Source organism: Microbacterium sp. CGR1 (assembly GCF_051062835.1).
Lineage (GTDB): Bacteria > Actinomycetota > Actinomycetes > Actinomycetales > Microbacteriaceae > Microbacterium.
This window is the reverse complement of sequence record NZ_JAOTPG010000001.1, coordinates 1,033,590-1,055,489: the sequence shown is the minus strand read 5'-3', so window position 1 is coordinate 1,055,489 and position 21,900 is coordinate 1,033,590. Positions and strand designations below refer to the sequence as shown.

Annotated in this window: 20 protein-coding genes; 10 read left to right on the top strand and 10 right to left on the bottom strand. The window is 68.2% G+C overall.

Going from position 1 to position 21,900, the window contains the following annotated elements; all coding sequences use genetic code 11:
* Positions 1-60 precede the first annotated feature (60 nt).
* The 7 genes from OD997_RS05135 to OD997_RS05105 all read right to left on the bottom strand — a co-directional run bounded on the left by OD997_RS05135 (position 61) and on the right by OD997_RS05105 (position 6,077).
* Positions 61-276, bottom strand: coding sequence for a hypothetical protein (locus tag OD997_RS05135; protein WP_434330659.1), 216 nt, complete (start codon positions 274-276; stop codon positions 61-63).
* Positions 276-2,870, bottom strand: coding sequence for a valine--tRNA ligase (gene valS, locus OD997_RS05130; RefSeq protein ID WP_434330658.1), 2,595 nt, complete (start codon positions 2,868-2,870; stop codon positions 276-278). The genes OD997_RS05135 and valS overlap by 1 nt, the downstream gene beginning before the upstream one ends.
* A 97-nt stretch (positions 2,871-2,967) precedes the next feature.
* Positions 2,968-3,441: a hypothetical protein gene (locus OD997_RS05125; protein ID WP_434330657.1), complete on the bottom strand. Its 474-nt coding sequence runs from the start codon at positions 3,439-3,441 to the stop codon at positions 2,968-2,970.
* 1 nt (position 3,442) lies between these two features.
* On the bottom strand, positions 3,443-5,014 hold the full coding sequence (locus tag OD997_RS05120) for a hypothetical protein (RefSeq protein WP_434330656.1): 1,572 nt from the start codon (positions 5,012-5,014) through the stop codon (positions 3,443-3,445).
* Positions 5,011-5,334 carry a hypothetical protein gene (locus tag OD997_RS05115; protein WP_434330655.1) on the bottom strand — a complete coding sequence of 108 codons (324 nt, stop codon included), beginning with the start codon at positions 5,332-5,334 and terminating at the stop codon, positions 5,011-5,013. Before OD997_RS05115 ends, OD997_RS05120 begins: the two co-directional genes overlap by 4 nt.
* Positions 5,335-5,376: 42 nt before the next feature.
* Entirely contained in the window at positions 5,377-5,670 is a 294-nt protein-coding gene (locus tag OD997_RS05110) for a WXG100 family type VII secretion target (RefSeq protein ID WP_434330654.1), read from the bottom strand.
* Entirely contained in the window at positions 5,670-6,077 is a 408-nt protein-coding gene (locus tag OD997_RS05105) for a YbaB/EbfC family nucleoid-associated protein (RefSeq protein ID WP_434330653.1), read from the bottom strand. Before OD997_RS05105 ends, OD997_RS05110 begins: the two co-directional genes overlap by 1 nt.
* 157 nt (positions 6,078-6,234) lie before the next feature.
* Between OD997_RS05105 and OD997_RS05100 the strand changes: the two genes are divergently transcribed.
* The 4 genes from OD997_RS05100 (at position 6,235) to OD997_RS05085 (ending at position 11,204) form a co-directional block, all read left to right on the top strand.
* Positions 6,235-7,845: an ABC transporter substrate-binding protein gene (locus tag OD997_RS05100; RefSeq protein ID WP_434330651.1), complete on the top strand. Its 1,611-nt coding sequence runs from the start codon at positions 6,235-6,237 to the stop codon at positions 7,843-7,845.
* 103 nt (positions 7,846-7,948) lie between these two features.
* Positions 7,949-8,890, top strand: coding sequence for an ABC transporter permease (locus tag OD997_RS05095; protein ID WP_434330650.1), 942 nt, complete (start codon positions 7,949-7,951; stop codon positions 8,888-8,890).
* A complete protein-coding gene (locus tag OD997_RS05090; protein ID WP_434330649.1) occupies positions 8,887-9,699 on the top strand; it encodes an ABC transporter permease in 813 nt (270 codons plus the stop codon). The genes OD997_RS05095 and OD997_RS05090 overlap by 4 nt, the downstream gene beginning before the upstream one ends.
* Positions 9,696-11,204, top strand: a complete 1,509-nt coding sequence (locus OD997_RS05085; RefSeq protein WP_434330648.1) for an ATP-binding cassette domain-containing protein — start codon at positions 9,696-9,698, stop codon at positions 11,202-11,204. The genes OD997_RS05090 and OD997_RS05085 overlap by 4 nt, the downstream gene beginning before the upstream one ends.
* Here the strand turns inward: OD997_RS05085 and OD997_RS05080 are convergent.
* The gene (locus tag OD997_RS05080) at positions 11,194-11,844 is read right to left on the bottom strand and encodes a pentapeptide repeat-containing protein (RefSeq protein ID WP_434330647.1); all 651 of its coding nucleotides are present in this window, start codon (positions 11,842-11,844) and stop codon (positions 11,194-11,196) included. The genes OD997_RS05085 and OD997_RS05080 overlap by 11 nt on opposite strands.
* Before the next feature lie 344 nt (positions 11,845-12,188).
* Between OD997_RS05080 and ileS the strand changes: the two genes are divergently transcribed.
* Genes ileS through ndk form a run of 4 tightly spaced genes read left to right on the top strand, consistent with a single transcriptional unit; the run spans position 12,189 to position 17,740 of the window.
* Positions 12,189-15,554, top strand: coding sequence for an isoleucine--tRNA ligase (ileS, locus tag OD997_RS05075; protein ID WP_434330646.1), 3,366 nt, complete (start codon positions 12,189-12,191; stop codon positions 15,552-15,554).
* Complete coding sequence (locus tag OD997_RS05070; RefSeq protein WP_434330645.1) at positions 15,551-16,903, top strand: bifunctional folylpolyglutamate synthase/dihydrofolate synthase; 1,353 nt, start codon at positions 15,551-15,553, stop codon at positions 16,901-16,903. The genes ileS and OD997_RS05070 overlap by 4 nt, the downstream gene beginning before the upstream one ends.
* Positions 16,900-17,322 carry a DUF4233 domain-containing protein gene (locus OD997_RS05065; RefSeq protein WP_434330644.1) on the top strand — a complete coding sequence of 141 codons (423 nt, stop codon included), beginning with the start codon at positions 16,900-16,902 and terminating at the stop codon, positions 17,320-17,322. The genes OD997_RS05070 and OD997_RS05065 overlap by 4 nt, the downstream gene beginning before the upstream one ends.
* Position 17,323: 1 nt before the next feature.
* Complete coding sequence (gene ndk / locus OD997_RS05060; RefSeq protein ID WP_045254652.1) at positions 17,324-17,740, top strand: nucleoside-diphosphate kinase; 417 nt, start codon at positions 17,324-17,326, stop codon at positions 17,738-17,740.
* 69 nt (positions 17,741-17,809) lie between these two features.
* Here the strand turns inward: ndk and OD997_RS05055 are convergent, their stop codons facing one another.
* The gene (locus OD997_RS05055; protein ID WP_434330643.1) at positions 17,810-18,427 is read right to left on the bottom strand and encodes a vitamin K epoxide reductase family protein; all 618 of its coding nucleotides are present in this window, start codon (positions 18,425-18,427) and stop codon (positions 17,810-17,812) included.
* Between the two features lie 283 nt (positions 18,428-18,710).
* Between OD997_RS05055 and OD997_RS05050 the strand changes: the two genes are divergently transcribed.
* Positions 18,711-21,146 carry an Rne/Rng family ribonuclease gene (locus OD997_RS05050; RefSeq protein WP_434330642.1) on the top strand — a complete coding sequence of 812 codons (2,436 nt, stop codon included), beginning with the start codon at positions 18,711-18,713 and terminating at the stop codon, positions 21,144-21,146.
* Here OD997_RS05050 and OD997_RS05045 read toward each other — a convergent pair.
* The gene (locus OD997_RS05045) at positions 21,111-21,377 is read right to left on the bottom strand and encodes a DUF4031 domain-containing protein (RefSeq protein ID WP_056307168.1); all 267 of its coding nucleotides are present in this window, start codon (positions 21,375-21,377) and stop codon (positions 21,111-21,113) included. The genes OD997_RS05050 and OD997_RS05045 overlap by 36 nt on opposite strands.
* Positions 21,378-21,589: 212 nt before the next feature.
* On the opposite strand from OD997_RS05045, the gene rplU reads away from it, so the two are divergent.
* Positions 21,590-21,898: a 50S ribosomal protein L21 gene (rplU, locus tag OD997_RS05040; protein WP_028501602.1), complete on the top strand. Its 309-nt coding sequence runs from the start codon at positions 21,590-21,592 to the stop codon at positions 21,896-21,898.
* Positions 21,899-21,900: the final 2 nt, after the last annotated feature.

The window sequence follows — 21,900 nt, the reverse complement described above, 5'->3', positions numbered from 1 at the left end:
CGAGCACAGCGAAGCCCCCTGCCGCAGAGGCGGTCAGGGGGCTTCGTCGTCAGAGTCGGATCAGTCCTCGAACGGGCGGGCGATCACGTCTCCGGCACCGGTCTGCACGACCTCCCAGCCGTCATCGAGCTCGGCGATCGCGCGGCCCTCGAGCCAGGTGAGCGTCCAGTGCCCGGTGAGACCGCGCGATTCGACCTCGGCGATGGCCGGCCGGAGCGCGGCGGGAACCGATGCCGGTGGCTCGGAGCCGGCGGCCCACCGCGTGCCCAGCTGCATCAGGCGCCCTCGACCGGGGCGAGCTCGATCGCGGTGACTGCGAACTCCTCGGCCTCGGTGAACTCGAGATCGGCGATGCGCCCGACGGCTCGGAGATCGTCGGCCGCGGCGCGCAGCGCCTCGAGCTTGGCTGCCGGGGCAGCGATCGCCGCACGCGACACCGGAGTCTTCTGCGAGGCCTTCGCCTCGGTCTTGGCGCGGCGGATGCCGATCAGAGCCTCGCTCGCCGCCGACAGCACAGCCGTGTCGCCCTCGATGCCGAGTGCCTCGGGCCAGGCCGCGGTGTGCACCGAGCCCTCTTCGAACCACGACCACACCTCTTCGGTCGCGAAGGACACGATGGGTGCGAGCAGACGCAGCAGAGTAGACAGCGCCAGGCGCAGCGCGAGCGCGGCGGATGCCTGACCCACGTCGTTCTGGTTGTAGGCGCGCTCCTTGACGAGCTCGAGGTAGTCGTCGCAGAACGTCCAGAAGAACGCCTCGGTGACTTCGAGCGCTTTCGCCTGGTCGTAGTTCTCGTATGCCCTGGTCGCCTCGGCGATCACGGCGTCGAGCCCGGTGAGCATCGAGGCGTCGAGGGCATGGGTGACCTGCGCGCCCGCGGGCACGGGGAACGACAGCACGAACTTCGCCGCGTTCAGCACCTTGATCGCCAGGCGGCGACCGATCTTGACCTGCGTCGGGTTCTGCGGGTCGAAGGCGGCGTCCATGCCCAGGCGGCTGGAGGCGGCCCAGTAGCGCACTGCATCCGATCCGTGGGTCTCGAGGATGTCCGCCGGAGTCACGACGTTGCCCTTCGACTTCGACATCTTCTTGCGGTCGGGGTCGACGATGAAGCCCGAGATGGCGGCGTTGCGCCACGGCGACCGGCCGTCCTCGAGGGTCGAACGCAGCATGGTCGAGAAGAGCCAGGTGCGGATGATGTCCTGACCCTGAGGGCGCAGGTCGAACGGGGCGGTGAGCTGCCACAGCTCCTCATCGCGCTGCCATCCGCCGGCGAGCTGCGGGGTCAGCGACGACGTGGCCCAGGTGTCGAGGATGTCGGCCTCGGCCTCGAAGCCGCCGGCTACTCCGCGCTGATCCTCGGTGTATCCCGCAGGCACATCGGTGGTCGGGTCGATGGGCAAGGAGGCGTGGTCGGGAGCGAGGACGCGGTCGTAGTCGCGATCGCCGTTCTCGTCGAGTCCGTACCAGAGCGGGATCGGCACGCCGAAGAAGCGCTGGCGCGACACGAGCCAGTCACCCGTCAGGCCGCCGACCCAGTTCTCGTAGCGCACGCGCATGAATTCCGGATGCCAGGCGAGCTCGGTTCCGTGCGTGAGCAGCTCGTCACGGAGCTTCGCGTCGCGGGCGCCGTTGCGGATGTACCACTGCCGCGTCGACACGATCTCGAGCGGGCGGTCGCCCTTCTCGAAGAACTTCACCGCGTGGTTGAACGGCTTGCCGACAGCGGTCATGTCGCCGGTCTCCTGCAGCTTCTCGACGATCGCCTTGCGGGCCGAGAACACGGTCTTGCCGGCGAGCTCGACCGTGTACCAGTCGATGGCCTCGGGACTCGCCACGATCGACGGCGCGGCGGGCAGGAAGCGCCCGTCCAGACCGATGGTCGTCATGTTCGGCAGGTCGCCGCCGGTGGTGGTGCGCAGCTCGCGCCACCAGATGATGTCGGTCACGTCGCCGAAGGTGCAGACCATGGCCGCACCCGTGCCCTTGTCGGGCTGCGCGAGGTGGTGCCCGTGGATCTCGATCTCGGCGTCGAAGAAGGGCGTCCGCACCTTCGTGCCGATCAGGTGCTTGTGCGGGCCCTCGGGGTGCGTCACGATCGCGACGCAGGCGGGGAGCAGCTCCGGACGGGTGGTCTCGATCGTGATCGCGCCCGAACCGTCTGCGAAGGGGAAGTCGATGGTGTGGTACGCGGCCTGCTGGTCGCGGTCCTCGAGTTCGGCCTGGGCGATGGCAGAGCGGAAGTCGATGTCCCACAGGGTCGGCGCGAGCGACTGATAGGCCTCGCCGCGCTCGAGGTTGCGCAGGAACGCGAGCTGGCTCTGACGGATCGTGTCGTCGGAGATCGTACGGTACGTCTGGGTCCAGTCGACGCTGAGGCCGAGCTGGCGGAAGAGGGCCTCGAACTGCTTCTCGTCCTCGATGGTCAGGCGCTCGCACAGCTCGATGAAGTTGCGGCGGCTGATCGGCACCTGGTCGGCCGCGCGGCTGGACTTGTTGTCCCCACCCTCGAACGGCGGGGTGAAGTCGGTCTGGTACGGGAGCGTCGGGTCGCAGCGCACGCCGTAGTAGTTCTGCACGCGGCGCTCGGTGGGCAGGCCGTTGTCGTCCCAGCCCATCGGGTAGAAGACGTTCTTGCCGCGCATGCGCTCGAAACGCGCCTTGACGTCGGTGTGCGTGTACGAGAACACGTGACCGATGTGCAGACTGCCGGACGCCGTGGGTGGGGGAGTGTCGATCGAGTACACACCCTCACGGCCGGACTGTGCGGCGCGGAGTCGGTCGAACAGGTAGGTGCCCTGCTCCGACCACGACTCACCCCACTTCGCTTCGAGGCCTTCGAGTACGGGCTTGTCGGGAATCACGGACATGGAGGTCTCCTCGAGCGATGTATGCGGCACTGTGTGAGCGTGCCTGAGTGTGGGTTGTGCCCCACAGTCTAATCGCCCCGAACGTGTGGGGAGTCCCTCACTCGCCCCAGACGGCCTCCACGATCGCTGCCGCCTGGTCGTTCGTGACCGCCAGGTCGCCGTAGCTGGCCGCTCGCGTCTCGAGGTCCGGACTGATCTGCTCCACCACCTCTTTCACATCGATGGGTTCGCCATCGACATCGTTCACGGAGAGCTTGATCTGATCGCTCGGCACATCGTTGTTCTGGAGCACGATCGTGAGTATCCCGGCGAGATCATCGGCCGAGAGCTCGCCGTGGTCGAGATCCACCCCGACGATGAGGTTGAAGGTGAAGCCGTCGATTCCTTTCGCCGCGAACGAGTCGGTCACGCCGATGTCGGATTCGGCCAGGGCAGCGGGGATCGTCTCGGCGAAGTCTCCGTCGGAGAGCTCTTTCGTGATCGCTCCGCACCCGCTCAGCGCGACCATGGCGGCGCCGAAGGCGAGGATCGCGACTCCGCGGACGAGTCGAGTGACGCCGGTGGTGCTCATGTCAGCGTTCCACTCCCTGATAGACCTGGTGATCGACGACCGTACCACCGAGACCCGCGAGATCCCAGGGATCCGTGCCGTTGTTCGCGGCGTGGTATCCGCTCTCCCAGTCGCCGACGGAGTCTGCGTAGAGCGCGTTGTCGTGCGCACTGAATCCGTGTGATCCCGGAGGGTCCGGAAGGGTGATCTGGTGGATGTTCGGCGGGAGCACGGTCACGGGGGTGTTCGGGATGTCGATGGGCGACTGGCCGGGCAGCCCTGGCACGCCGACGAGGCTTCCGTCCAGCATCGGCACGACGTCCGTCGCGTGCTGGAACGCGTAGACCGGCACGTTCGGCGGCACGTGGAAGTTGTCGACGGGGGAGCCGTTGGTCACGACCCCGATCGGGTTGTACGGGAAGGACGAGTCCGCGGCGAGGTTCGCCGCCATGATGCCTCCCTGACTGAAGCCGGTCAGAACGACATCTGATCCTGCGGGGATGCCCGCCTGTTGCATCGCGTCCAGCACAGCGCGCTCGTACTGCGTGCGGAAGAGCGGATTGTCGAGCATCAGAGCGAGGTTGTTGTCGCGGTCGTTCATCGCGCCCGCGGGTCCGCCGACCTCCCACGCCTGCGTCGAAGGCAGCGACACGACCCAGTGCGTCGAGCCGTCGGGTGCGACGACCTGCTTGATGTCGATGGCGGTCGAATCCTCGCCGCCCATCGAATCGGTCGTGCCGTTGACCGAGACGAGGTCCGACAGGGAGTCGAGAGACGTCACCCCGTGAGCGTCCTTCCAGGCCTCGAGCTGTTCGTCGGTCAACGTCGCCGGATCGATCTCGTTCACGTGCGCGTCGTCGGTCAGGAAGTCGTGCAGGACGTTGCCGAACACGATTCCGAGAGGCCCTCCGGTGAGTGCTCCGACCAGTGGCAGCATGTCCACGAGCAGGTCACGCAGCGTCGCCAGTGCGTCTCCGATGAGCGGCACGAGCTTGTACAGCAGCTGCGCGAGCGAGACCACGGCGCCGGTGAGGCTCTTAACCAGAGCGCCCGCCGAGGTGATGAAGTCGGCGGCGGACGACGCGAAGCGCTTGATGTCGTCGATCTTCTTCAGCGGGTTGAGGCTGAAGCTGAAGAGATCGTCGGCGAACCGGCTGAGGCTCCCGAGGAAGTCGCAGATCAGGACCCGCGTCGACTCGATGATCTGGCTGACCAGGCGCACGGCGCTCGCGGTCGCCCCCGTCCACTGCGCCGCATCCTCGGCGACGGACAGCAGATCGCCGTACCGGGCGCGGAGCGCGCGGACGGTGCGTCCGTCCATGTCCGCGAGCCTCGGCTCGGCGTCCCGCAGCGTCTCGACGACCCTCCGGAGGGACTTCTCGGCATCCTCCCACCGCGAGGCGAATCCGCCGACCGTCCCCGGGTCACCCAGGAGGTCGTCGAACCAGTCGCGCAGCGGTGCGATGTACTGCATCAGCATCCCTGCGAAACCCGGGATGCTCGCGCAGTCCGCCTGCGATGCACTGGGCCCGGGCGCCCCGGCTGCCCAGGATCCGGAGCGCACCTGGCTGCTGATGCCGGCGATCGCGCTCACAGCTCGCCCTCGATCGCGCCGAACGCCGTCACAGCGCCGTCCTCGATCTCGCTGAACGCGTCGACGATGCCCTTGAGCCCCGTGCCGGTCGCGTCGGCGAGCGCCGTGGCCGCCGTGAGTGTGGACTCGGATGCATCGGCCAGTGCGTCGATGGCGGGGCCGAGCAGCGGCCCGCACATCGCGCCGAAGGCAGACTGCCCGACGCCTCCTGCGGCTGTCTTCGCCGCGGCGCCGAGGAGTTCGGCGGCGGTGGTGAGCGACTTCACGTGTGCGCGAAGCTCGTCCTCGTCGATGATGATCTGCTGATTGGCTGCGGTCATCGTGATCGGTTCCCCCCGATTGTGTGTCTGTGTGATCCGGCGTCAGCTGCCGCCGAGGACGCGCTGGCCGGCCAGGTCCGCGTCCGAGTACTGAGTCGCGAGATCTCCGAGCGCGTCGGAGATCGCGACGACGAGCGCGGTGCGTTCGCGCATGAGTCCGTCGAATCTGCCCTGCGCCGAGTCGAACGCGAGCTGGGCTTCGCCTGACCACGATCGGCGAAGGATCCCCGCGTGGGCGGCGAGTTCCTCGAGGGCGGCATCGATGTTGAGCGAGGCGACGCTGATCGCCTTCGCGGCCTTCGCCACCTGCGCGGGGTTGACCTCGATCACGCCCATCAGCGGTACTCGATCGTGCTGCCGCCTGCCTGCGGGAAGGCGGTGTCGATGTCGTTGCGCACGGCCGCGACGAGCGGCGAGCTCTCGCCGAGAGTCAGACTCATCGACGCCAGCACCTGCTCTGCGGCCGCGCGCTGCGCCTTCGCGATCGTCGCGGTGATGAGTCCGCCGAGTGCCGCGACGTCGGTCGCTGTGCTGATCGACGACAGCTGCACCGAGTCGATCCCGCCGGTGGGACGCGCGGTGACCGTGACGCGACCATCCGCAGACGAGACCGTCGCCGTGGTCTTCGCGACCTCGTCCTCGAGCTTCGACGATTCCGCTGCCAGGTCCTGCGCATGGGCTATCTGGGCATCGATCTTCGCGTTCAGCGCGGCGATCGTGTCCGAAAGTTCCTCGGTTGACACTGCTACCCCCTCCTCCGGTGTCCTCGCAGTATATGAGGAGCGGATGACGCGGTGAAGGTCGCGGAGCCCCCGTGTCGTCGAGGACGTCCTAGAATTGGATCGAGTCTAAGAACTGATGCATCCGCGTCGTCTCCCGCATTCCCTCCCGAGGAACAGCATGCCCATCTCCTTCCTGCGCCGCGCGATCCCGCTCGGCGCCACCGTTGCCGTGAGCGCTCTCCTGCTCAGCTCGTGCGCCGCTCCCTCATCCGAATCCGACGGCGGAGAGCTCGTCTGGTCGATCGAGGGTGCGAATCTCTCGGCTGGTCACATGGACCCTCAGGTGAGCCAGCTCGACGTCTCGGGCATGGTGCAGCGCGCCGTTCTCGACTCTCTGGTGTTCCAGGAGGACGACGGCTCGTTCACCCCGTGGCTCGCGAAGGAATGGACGGTGTCGGACGACAGCACCGAGTACACGTTCATCCTGCGCGACGACGTGACCTTCACCGACGGCGAGCCCTTCGACGCCGAGGCGGTCAAGGCGAACTTCGACCGCATCGTCGACCCGGAGACGGAGTCTGCCCAGGCGGCGTCGATGCTCGGCGCCGATTTCTATGAGGGCACGGAGGTCGTGGACGACCACACCGTCAAGGTCAGCTTCACCCAGCCGTACGCGCCGTTCCTGCAGGCGGCCAGCACTCCGCAGCTCGGCTTCTACTCGCCGGCGGTGCTCGCCGAGTCCGCCGATCAGCTGAAGGCCGGAGGCCCCGACGTCACGGTCGGCACCGGTCCCTTCGTGCTCACCGAGTACACGCCGGACCAGGAGCTCGTGTACACCCGCAACGACGACTACGCCTGGGGCCCGCACGGCGAGGACGCGCCCAAGGTCGAGACGCTGCGCGTCGAGATCCAGCCGGAGGCCTCGGTGCGCACCGGCGTCGTGCAGAGCGGCGAGGCGGATCTCGCGAGCAACATCCCGCCGAACCTCGCGGGCGACCTCGGAGACGGCATTACCGTCGACTCGATCGAGTACCCCGGGCTGCCGTACTCGCTGTACCTCAATGAGAAGTACGGCGTCTTCGCTGACGAGAAGGTCCGCCAGGCATTCGCCCGGGGGATCGACGTCGACGCGGCGGTCGACGAGATCTTCTTCGGCCAGTTCCCGCGCGCGTGGAGCGTGCTCGGGTCGACGACTCCCGGCTACGACGCCTCGCTCGAGGACAGCTGGCCGTTCGATGCCGCCGCGGCGAGCGCGCTGCTCGATGAGGCCGGGTGGACGGAGCGCGACAGCGACGGTATCCGCATGAAGGACGGGCAGCGTCTGTCGGCGCGGTGGATCGCCTGGACCCCGGTGCCGGACGACCGTGCGGCTCTGGCGAACGCGATCCAATCGGACCTCAAGGCGATCGGCTTCGAGGTCGTCCGCGAGGTGCTGGAACCGGGTGCCTACAACGAGCAGTACGGCCCGAAGACCTTCGATCTGACGGACTGGGGATTCTCGGGTGTCGACCCGGACTTCCTGCGAGCGCATCTGCACACGGACGGATTCCAGAACGCCTCGCAGGTCACTGATCCCGAGATCGATGCTCTGCTCGACCAGGCCGTCGCGTCCAGCGATCAGGATCAGCGCGACAGCATCTACACGCAGCTGCAGGAGTGGAACGCGGAGTACACGGCGATCGTCCCGCTCTACAGCCCGTCTGCCATCACCGCCGTCGGCGAGCGTGTGAGCGGTCTCGACTACGACCTGTATGGGCGGCCGCTGTTCTACGACGTGAGCGTCGGCTGACGACTGGGCCGTCGAGCGCCTTCCGGTATATCCCTGCTGTATCGTTCGTGAGCGAGCGCCGGGTACCGGAGGGCGCTCAGCAATCGTCGAGAGGGCGCGAACGGTGAAGGCAGCGCTGCTCCGCATCGTCGGACTCGCGGCATCCGTGGTGATCGTGCTCTGGGGCGCGGCGACGCTGGTGTTCCTGGCGTTCCGCATCGTTCCGGGCGATCCGGTCTCGGTGATGCTCGGACCGCAGGCCCAGGTCAGCGAAGCGGTCAAAGACGGCATCCGCGCAGATCTCGGCCTCGATCGCCCCCCGCTCGAGCAGTATCTGACGTTCATCGGTCAGCTCGCGCGGGGAGACCTGGGGGAGTCGTACCAGCTGCGGATGCCGGTGGCCGAGGTCATCGGTCGTCAGCTCGGGTCGACGCTGCAGCTCTCGGCGCTGGCGCTCGTGATCGCGGTGCTGCTCGCGCTCGCCGTCGCCCTGCTGGTGCGCGGTCAGGCGGGGCGAGCCGTCGCCGCGGGGATCGAGCTCGTCATCCTGTCGTCGCCGGTGTTCTGGATCGGTCTGATCCTGCTCAGCGTCTTCGCGTTCGGACTCGGATGGTTCCCCGTCTCGGGTGCGCGGAATCCGGCGACGATCGTGCTGCCGGCCATCACGCTCGCGCTGCCCGTGGCGGCGCTGCTCAGTCAGGTCCTGCGCGATGGACTCGTGCAGGCCGAGCGGATGCCGTTCGCCGAGACCGTCCGTGCTCGGGGTGCGGGCCCGACGTGGTTCACGCTGCGCCACGGGCTTCGGCACGGTGCCGCGAACGCGGTGACTCTGGCGGCCTACCTGACAGGATCGGTGCTCGGGGGAGCCGTGCTCGTCGAGACCGTCTTCGCGCGTGCGGGGCTCGGGCGGGTCACCCTCGCAGCCATCACCAACCGCGATCTGCCGGTGATCACGGGGATCATCCTGCTCAGCGCGATCGTGTTCGTGATCGTGAATCTCGTGATCGAGCTCCTGCATCCGCTCATCGACCCGCGTCTTCGCACGGAACGCGGGGGTGCGCGATGAAGCGCGCGCGGGTCGTGCTGCTCTGGTGCGCGGTGGCCGTGCTGCTGGTCCTCGCGTTCGCCGCCGCCTTCCCCGGAGTCCTCGCCACGCACGACCCCCTCCAGACGGACGTGCGGGCATCGCTGCTGCCGCCGAGTGCCGAGCACCTGTTCGGCACCGATCAGAGCGGCCGCGACGTGTATTCGCGGGTGATCCATGGAGCCGGGCGCTCGATCGGGATCGGTCTGCTCGCGACCGGCATCGCGCTCGCTGCAGGACTCCTCATCGGCGCGCTCGCCGGACTCGCTCCGCGGGGAGTCGATGCGACGCTCATGCGGGTCAACGACGTGCTCATGGCCTTTCCCGAGTTCCTGGTGGCACTCGTCGTCGTGGCGGTGCTCGGACCGGGGCCGGTCAACATCGCGATCGCGGTGACGCTCGCCGCCGTCCCCGTCTACATCCGTCTCGCGCGCGTGCAGACCCGCACGCTCCGCACCGCCGAGCACGTCGAGGCCGCACGCATTCTCGGGGTTCCTCCCGTGCCCGCCTTCGTCCGTCACGTGGTGCCGGGGGTGCTCGGCTCGTTGAGCGTGCTCGCGACGATCGGCATCGGATCCAGCATCCTCGCCGCGGCCGGACTCAGCTTCCTCGGCCTCGGTCCCTCGGAGCCGACACCCGAGTGGGGACTCATGCTCGCGGGTGGGCGCAACGTGCTGGGGCAGGCCTGGTGGATCGCCGTGTTCCCCGGCATCGCGATCACCGTGACCGTGATCGCAGCGACCGTCGTCGGCCGGATCCTGCGTGCCGGAGCAGAGGGGCGGACCTCATGACCGTGGCGCTGGAGCTGACGGGGCTGCACATCGATTTCGGTGGGGCACCAGTGGTCGACGGGGTGTCGATGACCGTGTCGCGTGGTGAGTGCGTCGCGATCGTGGGCGAGTCGGGGGCGGGCAAGTCGCTCACCGCCCGGGCGCTGCTCGGGCTGACGCCCTCGGACGCCCGCGTGCGCGTCGAGCGGCTCGTGGTCGACGGAACGGATGTCGCACGATTCGGCGAGCGGCGCTGGCGGGCCCTGCGCGGCGCCGGCATCGCGCTCGTCTCGCAGGATGCTCTCGTCTCGCTCGACCCGCTGCAGCGGGTGGGATCCCAGATCGCCGAACCTCTGCGCCTCCACAGCCTCGTCTCCGGGCGGGCGGCGCTGCGCGACAGGGTCCAGGAGCTGCTGCACCGGGTGTGGATGCCGGATGCCGACCGCAGAGCGCGGCAGTATCCCCACGAGCTCTCCGGGGGTCTCAGGCAGCGAGCGCTGATCGCCTCGGCCATCGCCGCGGAACCTGCGATCCTCGTCGCTGACGAGCCGACCACGGCTCTCGATGCGACCGTGCAGGCGAGGATCCTCGGACTGCTCCGCGGGATCGCGGATGCCGGCACCGCGGTCGTGTTCATCAGCCACGACTTCGCGGCCGTCCGTCGGATCGCCGATCGGGTGCTGGTCATGCGCGCCGGCGCGGTGGTCGAGTCAGGGTCGGTGGCCGAGGTGCTGGAGGCACCGCAGCACGAATACACCCGGCAGCTGATCGCCGCGACCATCCACGAGCCGAGGGTGACCTCCACAGACGACCCCTCGCCCGTGCTCGTGGCGACTGGTGCGACCAGGACCTTCGGCGAGATCGCGGCGGTGAGCGATGCGTCGTTCACCGTGCACGAGGGACGCACTCTCGGGATCGTCGGGGAGTCGGGCTCGGGCAAGACCACGCTCGCTCGGATGATCGTCGGCGTCGAGCAGCCCGACGACGGAGGACTGCGCTGGATCGGGGATCACCGCGTGCAGCTCGTGCACCAGAATCCGCTCGGTGCCTTCGACCCGCGGTGGACGATCGGTCGGTCGCTGAGGGAGGCGCTCGCCGCGGGCGGCGTGCTCCGCGCGATACGGTCCCGGCGTGTGGCCGAGCTTCTCGCCGAGGTCGACCTCGACCCCGTGCTGGCGAACCGTCGACCCGCCGCGCTGTCGGGCGGGCAGCGTCAGCGCGCTGCCATCGCACGGGCACTGGCGGCCGAACCCGAGGTGCTGGTGCTGGACGAGCCCGTGTCGGCGCTGGATCCGTCCGTGCGCGAACGTGTGCTCCAGCTGCTGCTCCGACTGCAGCGCGAGCGGCGGCTGACCATGATCTTCGTGTCCCATGATCTCGACGTCGTCGGTGCGGTCGCCGACGACGTGCTCGTCATGCAGGACGGCGTCATCGTCGAGCAGGGTGCGGTCGCAGACGTGTTCGCTTCGCCGCAGCATCCGTTCACGCAGGAGCTGCTCGAGGCGAACGGCCCCGTCAGTCCTTGACCTGGATGCCGATCCCCGCGGCGAGCACCGGGGCGAGCTGCTGCACCTGGAAGCTGCTCAGGGTCGTGCCGCGGAGGCTGTTCGCATCGAGGAACGCCGAGGCGTCGAGCCCGCGCAGATCCACGTGCGTGGCGCGCATGCCTCGTGAGTCCACCTCGTCCGAGCGCGTGTCGGTGAAGCGCACGCGCGTGAGGTCGGCCTGGGGCATGTCGATCGTCCGGATGCTGCACGCGGTGATCTCGATGTCGGCCGCCCGCACGCCACCGAGGTTGAGGTAGTCGATCCGCACGTCGCGGAGCTCCAGCTCGTCGATGCGCGCGCTGCTCAGATCGAGCGTGCCGATGCGGCCCCCACTGATGCGGACACGGCGCACGCCGGCATCCCGCATCTTGAGCGAGGCGATGCGGACACCCGTCATGTCGACGTCGATGAGGGTCGCACCGGTCAGGTCGACGCTGTCGGCGTCCGCCGTGATCGTGCACTGCTCGAGCGAGGCGTGGGCGAGGTCGGCAGTGACCTCCAGATCGAGCCGAGCCGCGAGCAGATCCGCACTGCGTCTCGCGGTCGCGGACTCGAACTCGACAGGAAGGTCGGGAGGCGAGACGCGGGGAGCCGCAGGGGATTCGGGGGAGCGGGCCATGCTTCGAGGGTAGGGGGTGGGGGAGACAGTCCCCGATACGTCCCACACTGGCTGGGTGCACAAGGACCTCGCGAGTGCACCGCCCCTCGGGAAGCGCACGCGCCGCACCGCGCGTACAATGGGAGCCAAGAGCTGTGATCCGGACATCACCGGGGAGCTCTCGGAAGAACGGTCGGCCCGCAAGGACCGACTCAGTAGAACCGAGCGGGGCAGGCCCGTCACAGCCGCAGTGAGAGTGGCTCCGCCGAGAGGCGCGGCACGCGAGGTGGTACCGCGGTCCCCGGAACGACACGCCGGACGGATCGTCCTCGCAGCAGCATCCGCCACGACTCCTGCGAGACGACATGACCTACCCGCGTTCCTCCTTCGGCCCCGCCGCCGACCAGGCTGCCTCCGTCGCCCCGAGCCCTCGGTTCCCTCAGATCGAGCGCGACGTGCTCGACTTCTGGGAGACCGACGAGACCTTCCGCGCCTCCATCGAGCAGCGCGAGGGCGCTGACGAGTGGGTCTTCTACGACGGCCCGCCGTTCGCCAACGGCCTGCCGCACTACGGGCACCTGCTCACCGGCTACGCCAAGGACGTCTTCCCACGATTCCAGACCATGATCGGCAAGAAGGTCGATCGCGTCTTCGGGTGGGACACCCACGGTCTGCCGGCCGAGCTCGAGGCCATGAAGCAGCTCGGCATCACCGAGAAGAGCGAGATCGAGGCCATGGGAATCGACGTCTTCAATGCGAAGGCGAAGGACTCGGTGCTCAAGTACACGCACGAGTGGCAGGACTACGTCACGCGTCAGGCCCGCTGGGTCGACTTCGAGCGCGGATACAAGACCCTCGACCTCGGATACATGGAGAGCGTGCTCTGGGCGTTCAAGACCCTGTTCGACAAGGGCCTCGCCTACGAGGGATACCGGGTGCTGCCGTACTGCTGGCGTGACGAGACCCCGCTGTCGGCACACGAGCTGCGCATGGACGACGACGTGTACCAGAACCGTCAGGACCCGTCGGTCACCGTCACCTTCCCCCTGACCGGGGCCAAGGCCGAAGCCCTCGGCCTCACCGCCGTGCGCGCCCTGGCTTGGACCACCACCCCCTGGACCCTCCCCACCAACCTCGCACTCGCCGTCGGCCCCGACATCGAGTACGTCGTGCTCCCTGCCGGCCCCGGCGGAGCCGCGGACGTGCACCAGATCGCAGGAACCACGGATGCCGCCGTCGAGGCCTCCGCGCACCGCTACCTCCTCGCCCGCGAGCTGCTGGGCGGCTACGTCAAGGACCTCGGCTACGAGTCCCTCGACGAGGCACTCGCCGCGGTCGACGCGACCGTGCGGGGTGCCGAGCTCGAAGACGTCACCTACGACCGCCTCTTCGACTATTACGCCGACGCAGAGACCTACGGCACCGAGAACGCCTGGCGCATCCTCGTCGACGACTACGTCACGGTCAGCGACGGCACCGGCATCGTCCACCAGGCCCCGGCCTACGGTGAGGACGACCAGCGGGTGGCGGGTGCCGCCGGCATCCCGACGATCCTGTCGCTCGACGACGGCGGACGCTTCCTGCCCAACGTCACCGACGTCGCCGGCCAGCTCTGGATGGATGCGAACACGCCGCTCATCCGTCTGCTGCGGTCCGAAGGCCGTCTGCTGCGCGAGCAGAGCTACGTGCACTCGTACCCGCACTGCTGGCGCTGCCGGAACCCTCTGATCTACAAGGCCGTCTCGAGCTGGTTCATCCGTGTCACCGACATCAAGGACGACCTGCTCGCGAACAACGAGCAGATCACCTGGGTGCCCGAGAACGTCAAGCACGGCCAGTTCGGCAAATGGCTCGAGGGCGCACGCGACTGGTCGATCAGCCGCAACCGCTACTGGGGCTCGCCGATCCCGATCTGGAAGAGCGACGACCCCGAGTACCCGCGTGTCGATGCCTACGGATCGCTCGAAGAGATGGAGCGCGACTTCGGCACCCTGCCGCGCAACCCCGAGGGCGAGATCGACCTGCATCGTCCGTACATCGATGACCTCACGCGTCCGAACCCCGACGACCCCACCGGCAAGAGCACCATGCGTCGCATCGAGGACGTCTTCGACGTGTGGTTCGACTCGGGCTCCATGCCGTACGCCCAGGTGCACTATCCGTTCGAGAACCAGGAGTGGTTCGACACGCATGCACCGGCAGACTTCATCGTCGAGTACATCGGGCAGACACGTGGCTGGTTCTACGTCATGCACGTGCTGTCGACCGCGCTGTTCGACCGCCCGGCGTTCACCGGCGTCAGCTGCCACGGCATCGTCCTCGGCAACGACGGCTACAAGATGTCGAAGTCGCTGCGCAACTACCCGGACGTCTCCGAGGTGCTCGACCGCGACGGCTCGGATGCGATGCGTTGGTTCCTCATGTCGAGTTCGGTGCTGCGCGGCGGCAACCTCGCGGTGACCGAGGAGGGCATCCGCTCTGGCGTGCGCGAGTTCCTGCTCCCGCTGTGGAATTCGTGGTACTTCTTCGCGACGTACGCGAACGCGGCGAAGCCCGGCGGATACGAGGCGACGTGGCGCACGGATTCCACCGATGTGCTCGACCGCTACATCCTGGCTCGTCTCGGCGACCTCGTGCACGAGGTGCGAGTCGACCTCGAGGGACTCGACTCCACCACGGCCTCCGCACGTCTGCGCGACTTCGCCGAGGTGCTCACCAACTGGTACATCCGTCGCTCGCGCGACCGGTTCTGGGAGGGATCGAACACCGACGCGTTCGACACGCTCTACACCGTGCTCGAGACGTTGACCCGCGTCGCCGCGCCTCTCGTGCCGCTCATCAGCGAGCGCGTGTGGCAGGGGCTCACGGGTGGCCGCAGCGTGCACCTGCAGGACTGGCCGGACGCCACCGCTTTCCCTGCAGCGGACGAGATCCGCGACGCGATGGATGCCGTGCGCGAGCTGTCGAGTGTGGCCAACGCGCTGCGCAAGAAGGAGAAGCTGCGCGTGCGGCTGCCTCTCGCCCGTCTCACCGTGGTGTCGCCGCTCGCCTCGTCGCTCGGCCAGTTCGAGGACATCCTGCGCGAGGAGCTCAACGTCAAGTCGGTCGAGCTCGTCGGGCAGTCGGCGACGACCGCCGCCGACTACGGCATCAGCCACCGACTCAGCGTCAACGCACGCGCCGCTGGCCCGCGCCTCGGCAAGAACGTGCAGACCGTGATCAAGGCGGCGAAGGCGGGCGACTGGTCGGAGAACGGCGGAGTCGTCACCGCCGGCGGCATCGCGCTCGAGCCGTCGGAGTACGAGCTCGCGCTCGAGACCACCGGGCGTCCGGAGGGCGAGGCGCTCGCGCTCGTGCCGGCAGGCGGCTTCGTGCTGCTCGACACGCAGACGACTCCCGAGCTCGAGGCGGAGGGCCTGGCGCGTGACGCGATCCGCGTCGTGCAGGAGGCGCGCAAGAACGCCGATCTCGACGTGAGCGACCGCATCGTGCTCGCTCTCAACGTGAGCGCCGCCGATGCCGAGGCTCTGCAGACGCACGCCGAGCTGATCGCGGGGGAGACCCTCGCGGTGGGCTTCGCGGTGCACGCGACCGACGAGATGGCCGCTCTGGTGCAGGACGTGACGAGCCCGGGTGATGGCGTGTTCCGCAGCGGCGCCACGGCGCTGGGCGCCGACAAGCGCCCGATCATCGTCACGATCGACACGAACATCGAGGAGCCGAGCGCATGAGCGCACGAGACAGGGCGGATGCCGTCTACGAGACGCTGCTGAGTCGCGCGGGCGAGCGCTGGGTGCAGCCGCGCAAGGAGCGCACCGCACGCATCCTCGCGTTCCTCGACGACCCGCAGCGCACGTACCGCGTCGTGCACATCACGGGGACGAACGGCAAGACGTCGACCGCCCGGATGATCGAGAGCCTGCTCAGGGCGCACGGTCTGCGCACCGGACTCTTCACGAGCCCGCACCTCGAGCGCTTCACCGAGCGCATCATGATCGACGGTCAGCCGATCGACGATGCCGCGGTCGCTGACGCGTGGGACGAGATCGAGCCGTTCGTCGGGATCGTCGACGCCGAGCTCGAGGCCTCGGGTGAGGAGCCGCTCACGTTCTTCGAGCTGCTCACCGTGCTGGCCTTCGTCGCGGTGGCCGATGCCCCGGTCGACGTCCTCGTGCTCGAGGTCGGCATGGGCGGCGAGTGGGACTCGACGAACACCGCCGACGGCGATGTCGCGGTGTTCGCACCGATCGACATCGACCACGCCGATCGCCTCGGTGGCACGATCGCCGCGATCGCCGCGGTCAAGGCCGGGATCATCAAGGAGGGTGCGGCCGTCGTCTCGGCGCAGCAGCCGGACGAGGCCGGCGACGTGCTCCGGCGTGTCGCCGCGGAGAAGAACGCCACGATCGCCTTCGAGGGTGACGAGTTCGGTCTCACCGACCAGAAGCTCGCGGTCGGAGGGCAGCTCATCTCGATCCGCGGGCTCGCGGGGGAGTACCTCGAGGAGTACCTGCCGCAGTACGGCGCGCACCAAGGGCACAACGCCGCTCTCGCGGTCGCCGCAGTGGAGGCGCTCATCGGCGGTGGGCAGCAGCAGATCGCGGCCGACATCGTCTCGGAGGGTCTGCAGGGCGCGACGTCGCCAGGTCGCCTTCAGCTGCTCGGCATCTCGCCCACGGTGATCGTCGATGCGGCGCACAACCCGCACGGCGCCGCCGCACTCGCTCAGGCGATGGACGACAGCTTCGACTTCGACGAGTGGGGAGTCGTCCTCGGCGTCCTCGGCGACAAGGATGCCGCGGGCATCGTGGCGAAGCTCGCGCCGGCGGCGGCCCACGTCTTCGCCACCGCCCCCGATTCGGACCGGGCGAGCGATGCGGATGCGATCGCCGATCTCGTCGAAGCCTCAGGGCAGCGCGCGACCGTGCATCCGACCCTCGCCGAGGCGGCGGATGCCGCCCGAGAGTGGGCGGCGTCGTCCGAGCGCCGCGCGGTGGTCATCGCCGGATCTGTCGTGCTGGCAGGCGAGGCCATCTCCCTTTCGGAGGAAGAGGATTGGAAGTCGGGGTGGCGGGCGTGAGCGCCGAGTCGGCATCCCCTCGTGCGCCTCGTGCACCGCGTCCCCCGCGCACCCTGGTGCAGAAGCTCGCACCGATCGTGCTCGGATTCGAGTCGATCGTCGTGTTTCTCGCGGGGCTCACGGTCTTCGGCCTGAAGACGCTTCCGCCGGGCATCCCGCAGTGGTGGGGGATCGTCGGCGGAGGCATCCTCGCTCTCGCCTGCATCGCCGTCGCGGGGATGATCACGAAGCCCTGGGCGATCACCGCGGGCTGGGTGATCCAGGTCGTCATCGCCCTGGGCGCGATCCTCGTTCCTGCCATCCTGCTGGTCGTCGTGATTTTCGGCGGCATGTGGGGGTATGCGACGATCATGGGGGCTCGATTGGACGCACGACGTCCTGACGGACCCGCGACCGAGACTCAGACAGAGAGTGAATGACATGGCCACCGAAGAAACCCTCGTCCTCGTCAAGCCCGACGGTGTCGCGCGCGGCCTCACCGGAGCGATCCTGGCGCGCATCGAGTCGAAGGGCTACGCGCTCGTCGACATCCGTCTGGTCGAACCCGACCGCGACCTCCTCGCCGAGCACTATGCGGAGCACGAGGGAAAGCCGTTCTACGAGCCGCTCCTCGAGTTCATGCTCTCGGGGCCGTCCGTGGCGATCCGCCTCGCAGGCAACCGTGTGATCGAGGGGTTCCGCTCGCTCGCGGGCACCACTGACCCGACGACTGCGGCACCCGGCACGATCCGCGGCGACTTCGGCCGCGACTGGGGACTCAAGGTCCAGCAGAACCTCGTGCACGGCTCGGACAGCCCCGAGTCGGCCGCACGCGAGCTCGGCATCTGGTTCGACTGAGCATCCTCGCACGACGAAGCCCGCCGCACGATCTCGTGCGGCGGGCTTCGTCGTGGTGGCAGCGGGGGATCAGAAGATGATGCGCGCCATCTCGCCGAGGAAGTCGAGACCCTGCAGCTGAGCCATCATGATGATGACGGCGTACGCGAGGATCGTGGCGAGCGGGACCCAGACCATGAGCTTGTCGGCGCGTTCCTGTGCCTTCTCGCTCTTCGTGAAGGTGCCGTTGCGGGTCAGATGCAGCATGGTCGCGAAGAACGTCGGGATCGTGACGGCCCAGGTGACCATGCACCAGGGGCACAGAACGCCGAGGTTCGGCGCGTAGAGGCTCTGGCCGATCAGCCAGCACACCAGCCCGAAGGCGAACGTGATGCCGGCGCCGAATGCGGCCCAGAACCAGCGGGGGAAGCGCGCGCCCGCCAGGATGGCCACGCCGACGACGAGCGGTGCGATCCATCCGGAGAGCCCCATGAGAGGGTTCGGGAATCCGAACACCTCGCCCTGCCACGAGCCGAGGTTCTTGCTGCACTGGATGAACGGACTGACATCGCAGGCGAGTGCGTCGGTCGGGTTCTCGAGCAGCACGAACTTCTCGACCGTGAGCTGGAAGGCGGCGAACCAGCCGACGACGCTCGCGATGATCAGCCAGACGGCATAGATGACGGGGCGGGTGCGCTGCTCGCTCATATGTGGATTATCACAGTGATCACTATGGATCGGGCGTGAGGCGAGCCGGAGAAAACGACGCGAGCATGCGACGATGCCGCGAACCGGCCCACTTGGTGCGATAATGGCCTGTGATGCATCGCTCGACGTTGTCGTTGTGAGCATCGACGCAGACTTCGGGGCCGTATGCCCCTCGCGATCAGAGCCATGAGCCGGTCGCACACCGAATGAGTTCGCGGCACCTGTAGGCGCCGCATGAGATTCGGCGGAACACGAAGTGTCCGCCACGAGGAGCACGCCAGAGATGGCCGACGAGAACAATGACTACGACGCCCCTACCCTCGATTTCTCTGCGGATGCTGACGCACCCGAAGAGGTAGTCGCCGACGCTCCGAGGGCTGGCGGCACGCCCGACGCTCCGGAGAACGGCGAGGGCGGGGCCCCCGCCGCAGAGGACGCTCCTGCTGTGGAGGATGCTCCTGCTGTGGAGGATGCTCCTGCTGTGGAGGATGCTCCCGTCGCGGACGAGAAGCCCGCGGACGAGAAGCCTGCGGACGAGAAGCCTGCGGACGAGAAGCCTGCGAAGGCGCCCGAGCCCGAGGCGCCCCAGGCGATCACCGCGGTGTCGCTGGGACTCCTTCCCGAGGTCTTCGTCTCGCAGGTCTCGACCCAGCTCCACTTCTACGCACCCGAGGTCGTGCCGCTGCCGGCGCACCCCGGTCGCGAGCGCGTGTTCGACCGCATCGCCGAGCGCGAGCCAGACGACTCCGCGTCCGGCCGTCGTGGCCGTCGCCGTCGCGGAGGCTCCGACGACGCAGATCAGCGCGAGCCGCGCGAACAGCGTGACGAGCCCCGCCAGCCGCGCCAGCGCGTCGTCGAGTACATCACCGAGCCGAAGGCGATCAAGGGTTCGACCCGTCTCGAGGCCAAGAAGCAGCGCCGTCGCGACGGTCGTGACGCCGGTCGTCGTCGTCCGGTCGTGACCGAGGCCGAGTTCCTGGCTCGCCGCGAGTCGGTCGACCGCAAGATGGTCGTCCGGTCGAAGAACGGTCGCACGCAGATCGGCGTGCTCGAAGACGGCGTGCTCGTCGAGCACTACGTCGCCCGCAATCAGGACGCGTCGCTGATCGGCAACGTCTACCTCGGCCGTGTGCAGAACGTCCTCCCGAGCATGGAGGCCGCGTTCGTCGACATCGGTCGCGGCCGCAACGCCGTGCTGTACTCGGGCGAAGTCGACTGGGACGGTGTCGAGACCGGCAACCAGCCCCGCCGCATCGAGCTGGCGCTCAAGGCCGGCGACCGCGTCCTCGTGCAGGTCACCAAGGATCCGGTGGGCCACAAGGGCGCACGTCTGACCAGTCAGATCTCGCTCCCCGGCCGCTACCTCGTGTACGTGCCCGGCGGTTCGATGAACGGCATCAGCCGCAAGCTGCCCGACAATGAGCGCACGCGCCTGAAGCGCATCCTCAAGGAGGTCCTGCCCGAGTCCTCGGGCGTGATCGTCCGCACGGCGGCCGAGGGTGCGACCGAAGACCAGCTGACACGCGACGTGCAGCGACTGACCTCCCAGTGGGAGCACATCCGCACGCAGGTCGAGAACCAGCAGGCGCCTGCGCTGCTGCACGCTGAGCCGGACCTCCTGGTCAAGATCGTTCGTGACGTCTTCAACGAGGACTTCACGAAGATGCTGATCCAGGGCGAGGAATCGCAGCGCACGATCCGCGCGTACCTCGAGAGCGTCGCCCCTGATCTGCTCGAGCGAGTGGAGTCGTACGAGGAGGAGACAGACCCGTTCGACGCGTTCCGCATCACGGAGCAGATCGAGAAGGCCCTCGACCGCAAGGTCTGGCTGCCCTCGGGTGGCTCTCTGGTGATCGACCGCACCGAGGCCATGACGGTCGTCGACGTCAACACGGGCAAGTTCGTCGGCTCCGGGGGAAACCTCGAGGAGACCGTCACCAAGAACAACCTCGAAGCCGCGGAGGAGATCGTCCGCCAGCTCCGGCTGCGCGACATCGGCGGCATCATCGTCGTCGACTTCATCGACATGGTGCTCGAGTCGAACCGCGACCTCGTGCTGCGTCGCCTGATCGAGTGCCTGAGCCGCGACCGGACCAAGCATCAGGTGGCCGAGGTCACCTCGCTGGGCCTCGTGCAGATGACCCGTAAGAAGCTCGGCCTCGGCCTGCTCGAGACCTTCAGCGAGGCCTGCGACGTGTGCGCCGGTCGCGGTGTCATCGTGCACCACGACCCTGTCGTGAAGCACCGTGCCAGCAGCAACGGCAACAGCAACGGCAACAGCGGTTCCTCGTCGAACCGTCGCCAGCGCGGTGGCAACGGGCAGAACCAGAACCAGAATCAGAACCAGGCCCAGGCCTCGGTGACGACCCACAGCATCCCCGAGGGCGCGAAGTCGGCGCTCGCGCAGATCGCAGCGTCGACTCGTGCTCCGAGCGCTGAGGAGGCCGCGGCAGATGTCCTCGCCGCCGCTCCGGTCGAGGTGCCCGCCGCCCAGGAGCGTACGAAGAAGCCCCGCAAGAAGCGCGGTGGCGACCGTAATGCTCCGAAGTCTCCGGCAGAGGCGCTGCTCGACTCGGTGCTGGACGCTCTTCCGGAGCCGAAGGCTCCCGGCCAGGGACGCGGTCGTCGCCGCGTCTCGACGGCTGCTCTCACCGGAACGCCGGTCTCGGTGAACTCCGAGCCGTCAGCGCCGGTCGCGGGCGGGGATCCGCAGTCCTGACGCGATGAGCCTCCGTACCAGCTCCTTGCCGTCGACGTGTTGCGCGCCGGCGGCGATGAGCCGGGGGACGAGTTCTTCCGGCACGTCGTAGTGGTCGAGGTCGAAGGCGCGCGCAGGCACGTCGTGAGACCTCGCGAAGGCGTGGAGCTCGTCGAGGTTGTCGTCGCTGACGAGGTGAGCCCAGAGACGCCCGTGTGCGGGCCAGCGGGGTTCATCGACGAGAACGGTCATCTCGTCAGCCTATGGCCGGACACACCGGACGGCGCGTTTTGCCACAGTGTCCTGCATCCGGTAAAGTAGTCCCTTGGTGCGTATGCCGCGTCGTCCTGGACGGTCGAAGCGGAGAGTCTTGCGTTCGTGCCCATCGCCCCCGCGATGCATGCAAGCAACAGTCTTCCCGTGAGATCTCGGAGCCGCGAGCTCCCCAACGAAACAGGTATGAAGTGGTTTACGCAGTAGTGCGCGCCGGTGGGCGGCAGGAGAAGGTCGAGGTCGGCACGATCGTTCAGCTCGACCGTGTCAAGGCTGCCCAGGGCGAGAAGATCGAGCTGGCCGCAGTGCTGCTCGTCGACGGCGCCACGGTGACCACCGACGCTGATTCGCTGGCGAAGGTCAAGGTCACGGCTGAGGTCATCGGCAACCTCCGCGGCCCGAAGATCATCATCCAGAAGTACAAGAACAAGACCGGCTACAAGAAGCGCCAGGGCCACCGTCAGGAGCTCACGCGCGTCAAGATCACCGGCATCAAGTAAAG

Excerpts from the sequence above, each read along its gene's own strand:
- OD997_RS05115 (WP_434330655.1), bottom strand. The coding sequence starts at position 5,334 with ATGACCGCAGCCAATCAGCAGATCATCATCGACGAGGACGAGCTTCGC.
- OD997_RS05045 (WP_056307168.1), bottom strand. The coding sequence starts at position 21,377 with ATGACCGTTCTCGTCGATGAACCCCGCTGGCCCGCACACGGGCGTCTC.
- OD997_RS05100 (WP_434330651.1), top strand. The coding sequence starts at position 6,235 with ATGCCCATCTCCTTCCTGCGCCGCGCGATCCCGCTCGGCGCCACCGTT.
- OD997_RS05050 (WP_434330642.1), top strand. The coding sequence starts at position 18,711 with ATGGCCGACGAGAACAATGACTACGACGCCCCTACCCTCGATTTCTCT.
- OD997_RS05055 (WP_434330643.1), bottom strand. The coding sequence starts at position 18,427 with ATGAGCGAGCAGCGCACCCGCCCCGTCATCTATGCCGTCTGGCTGATC.
- OD997_RS05110 (WP_434330654.1), bottom strand. The coding sequence starts at position 5,670 with ATGGGCGTGATCGAGGTCAACCCCGCGCAGGTGGCGAAGGCCGCGAAG.
- OD997_RS05070 (WP_434330645.1), top strand. The coding sequence starts at position 15,551 with ATGAGCGCACGAGACAGGGCGGATGCCGTCTACGAGACGCTGCTGAGT.
- OD997_RS05090 (WP_434330649.1), top strand. The coding sequence starts at position 8,887 with ATGAAGCGCGCGCGGGTCGTGCTGCTCTGGTGCGCGGTGGCCGTGCTG.
- valS (WP_434330658.1), bottom strand. The coding sequence starts at position 2,870 with ATGTCCGTGATTCCCGACAAGCCCGTACTCGAAGGCCTCGAAGCGAAG.
- OD997_RS05080 (WP_434330647.1), bottom strand. The coding sequence starts at position 11,844 with ATGGCCCGCTCCCCCGAATCCCCTGCGGCTCCCCGCGTCTCGCCTCCC.
- OD997_RS05135 (WP_434330659.1), bottom strand. The coding sequence starts at position 276 with ATGCAGCTGGGCACGCGGTGGGCCGCCGGCTCCGAGCCACCGGCATCG.
- OD997_RS05085 (WP_434330648.1), top strand. The coding sequence starts at position 9,696 with ATGACCGTGGCGCTGGAGCTGACGGGGCTGCACATCGATTTCGGTGGG.
- ileS (WP_434330646.1), top strand. The coding sequence starts at position 12,189 with ATGACCTACCCGCGTTCCTCCTTCGGCCCCGCCGCCGACCAGGCTGCC.
- ndk (WP_045254652.1), top strand. The coding sequence starts at position 17,324 with ATGGCCACCGAAGAAACCCTCGTCCTCGTCAAGCCCGACGGTGTCGCG.
- OD997_RS05125 (WP_434330657.1), bottom strand. The coding sequence starts at position 3,441 with ATGAGCACCACCGGCGTCACTCGACTCGTCCGCGGAGTCGCGATCCTC.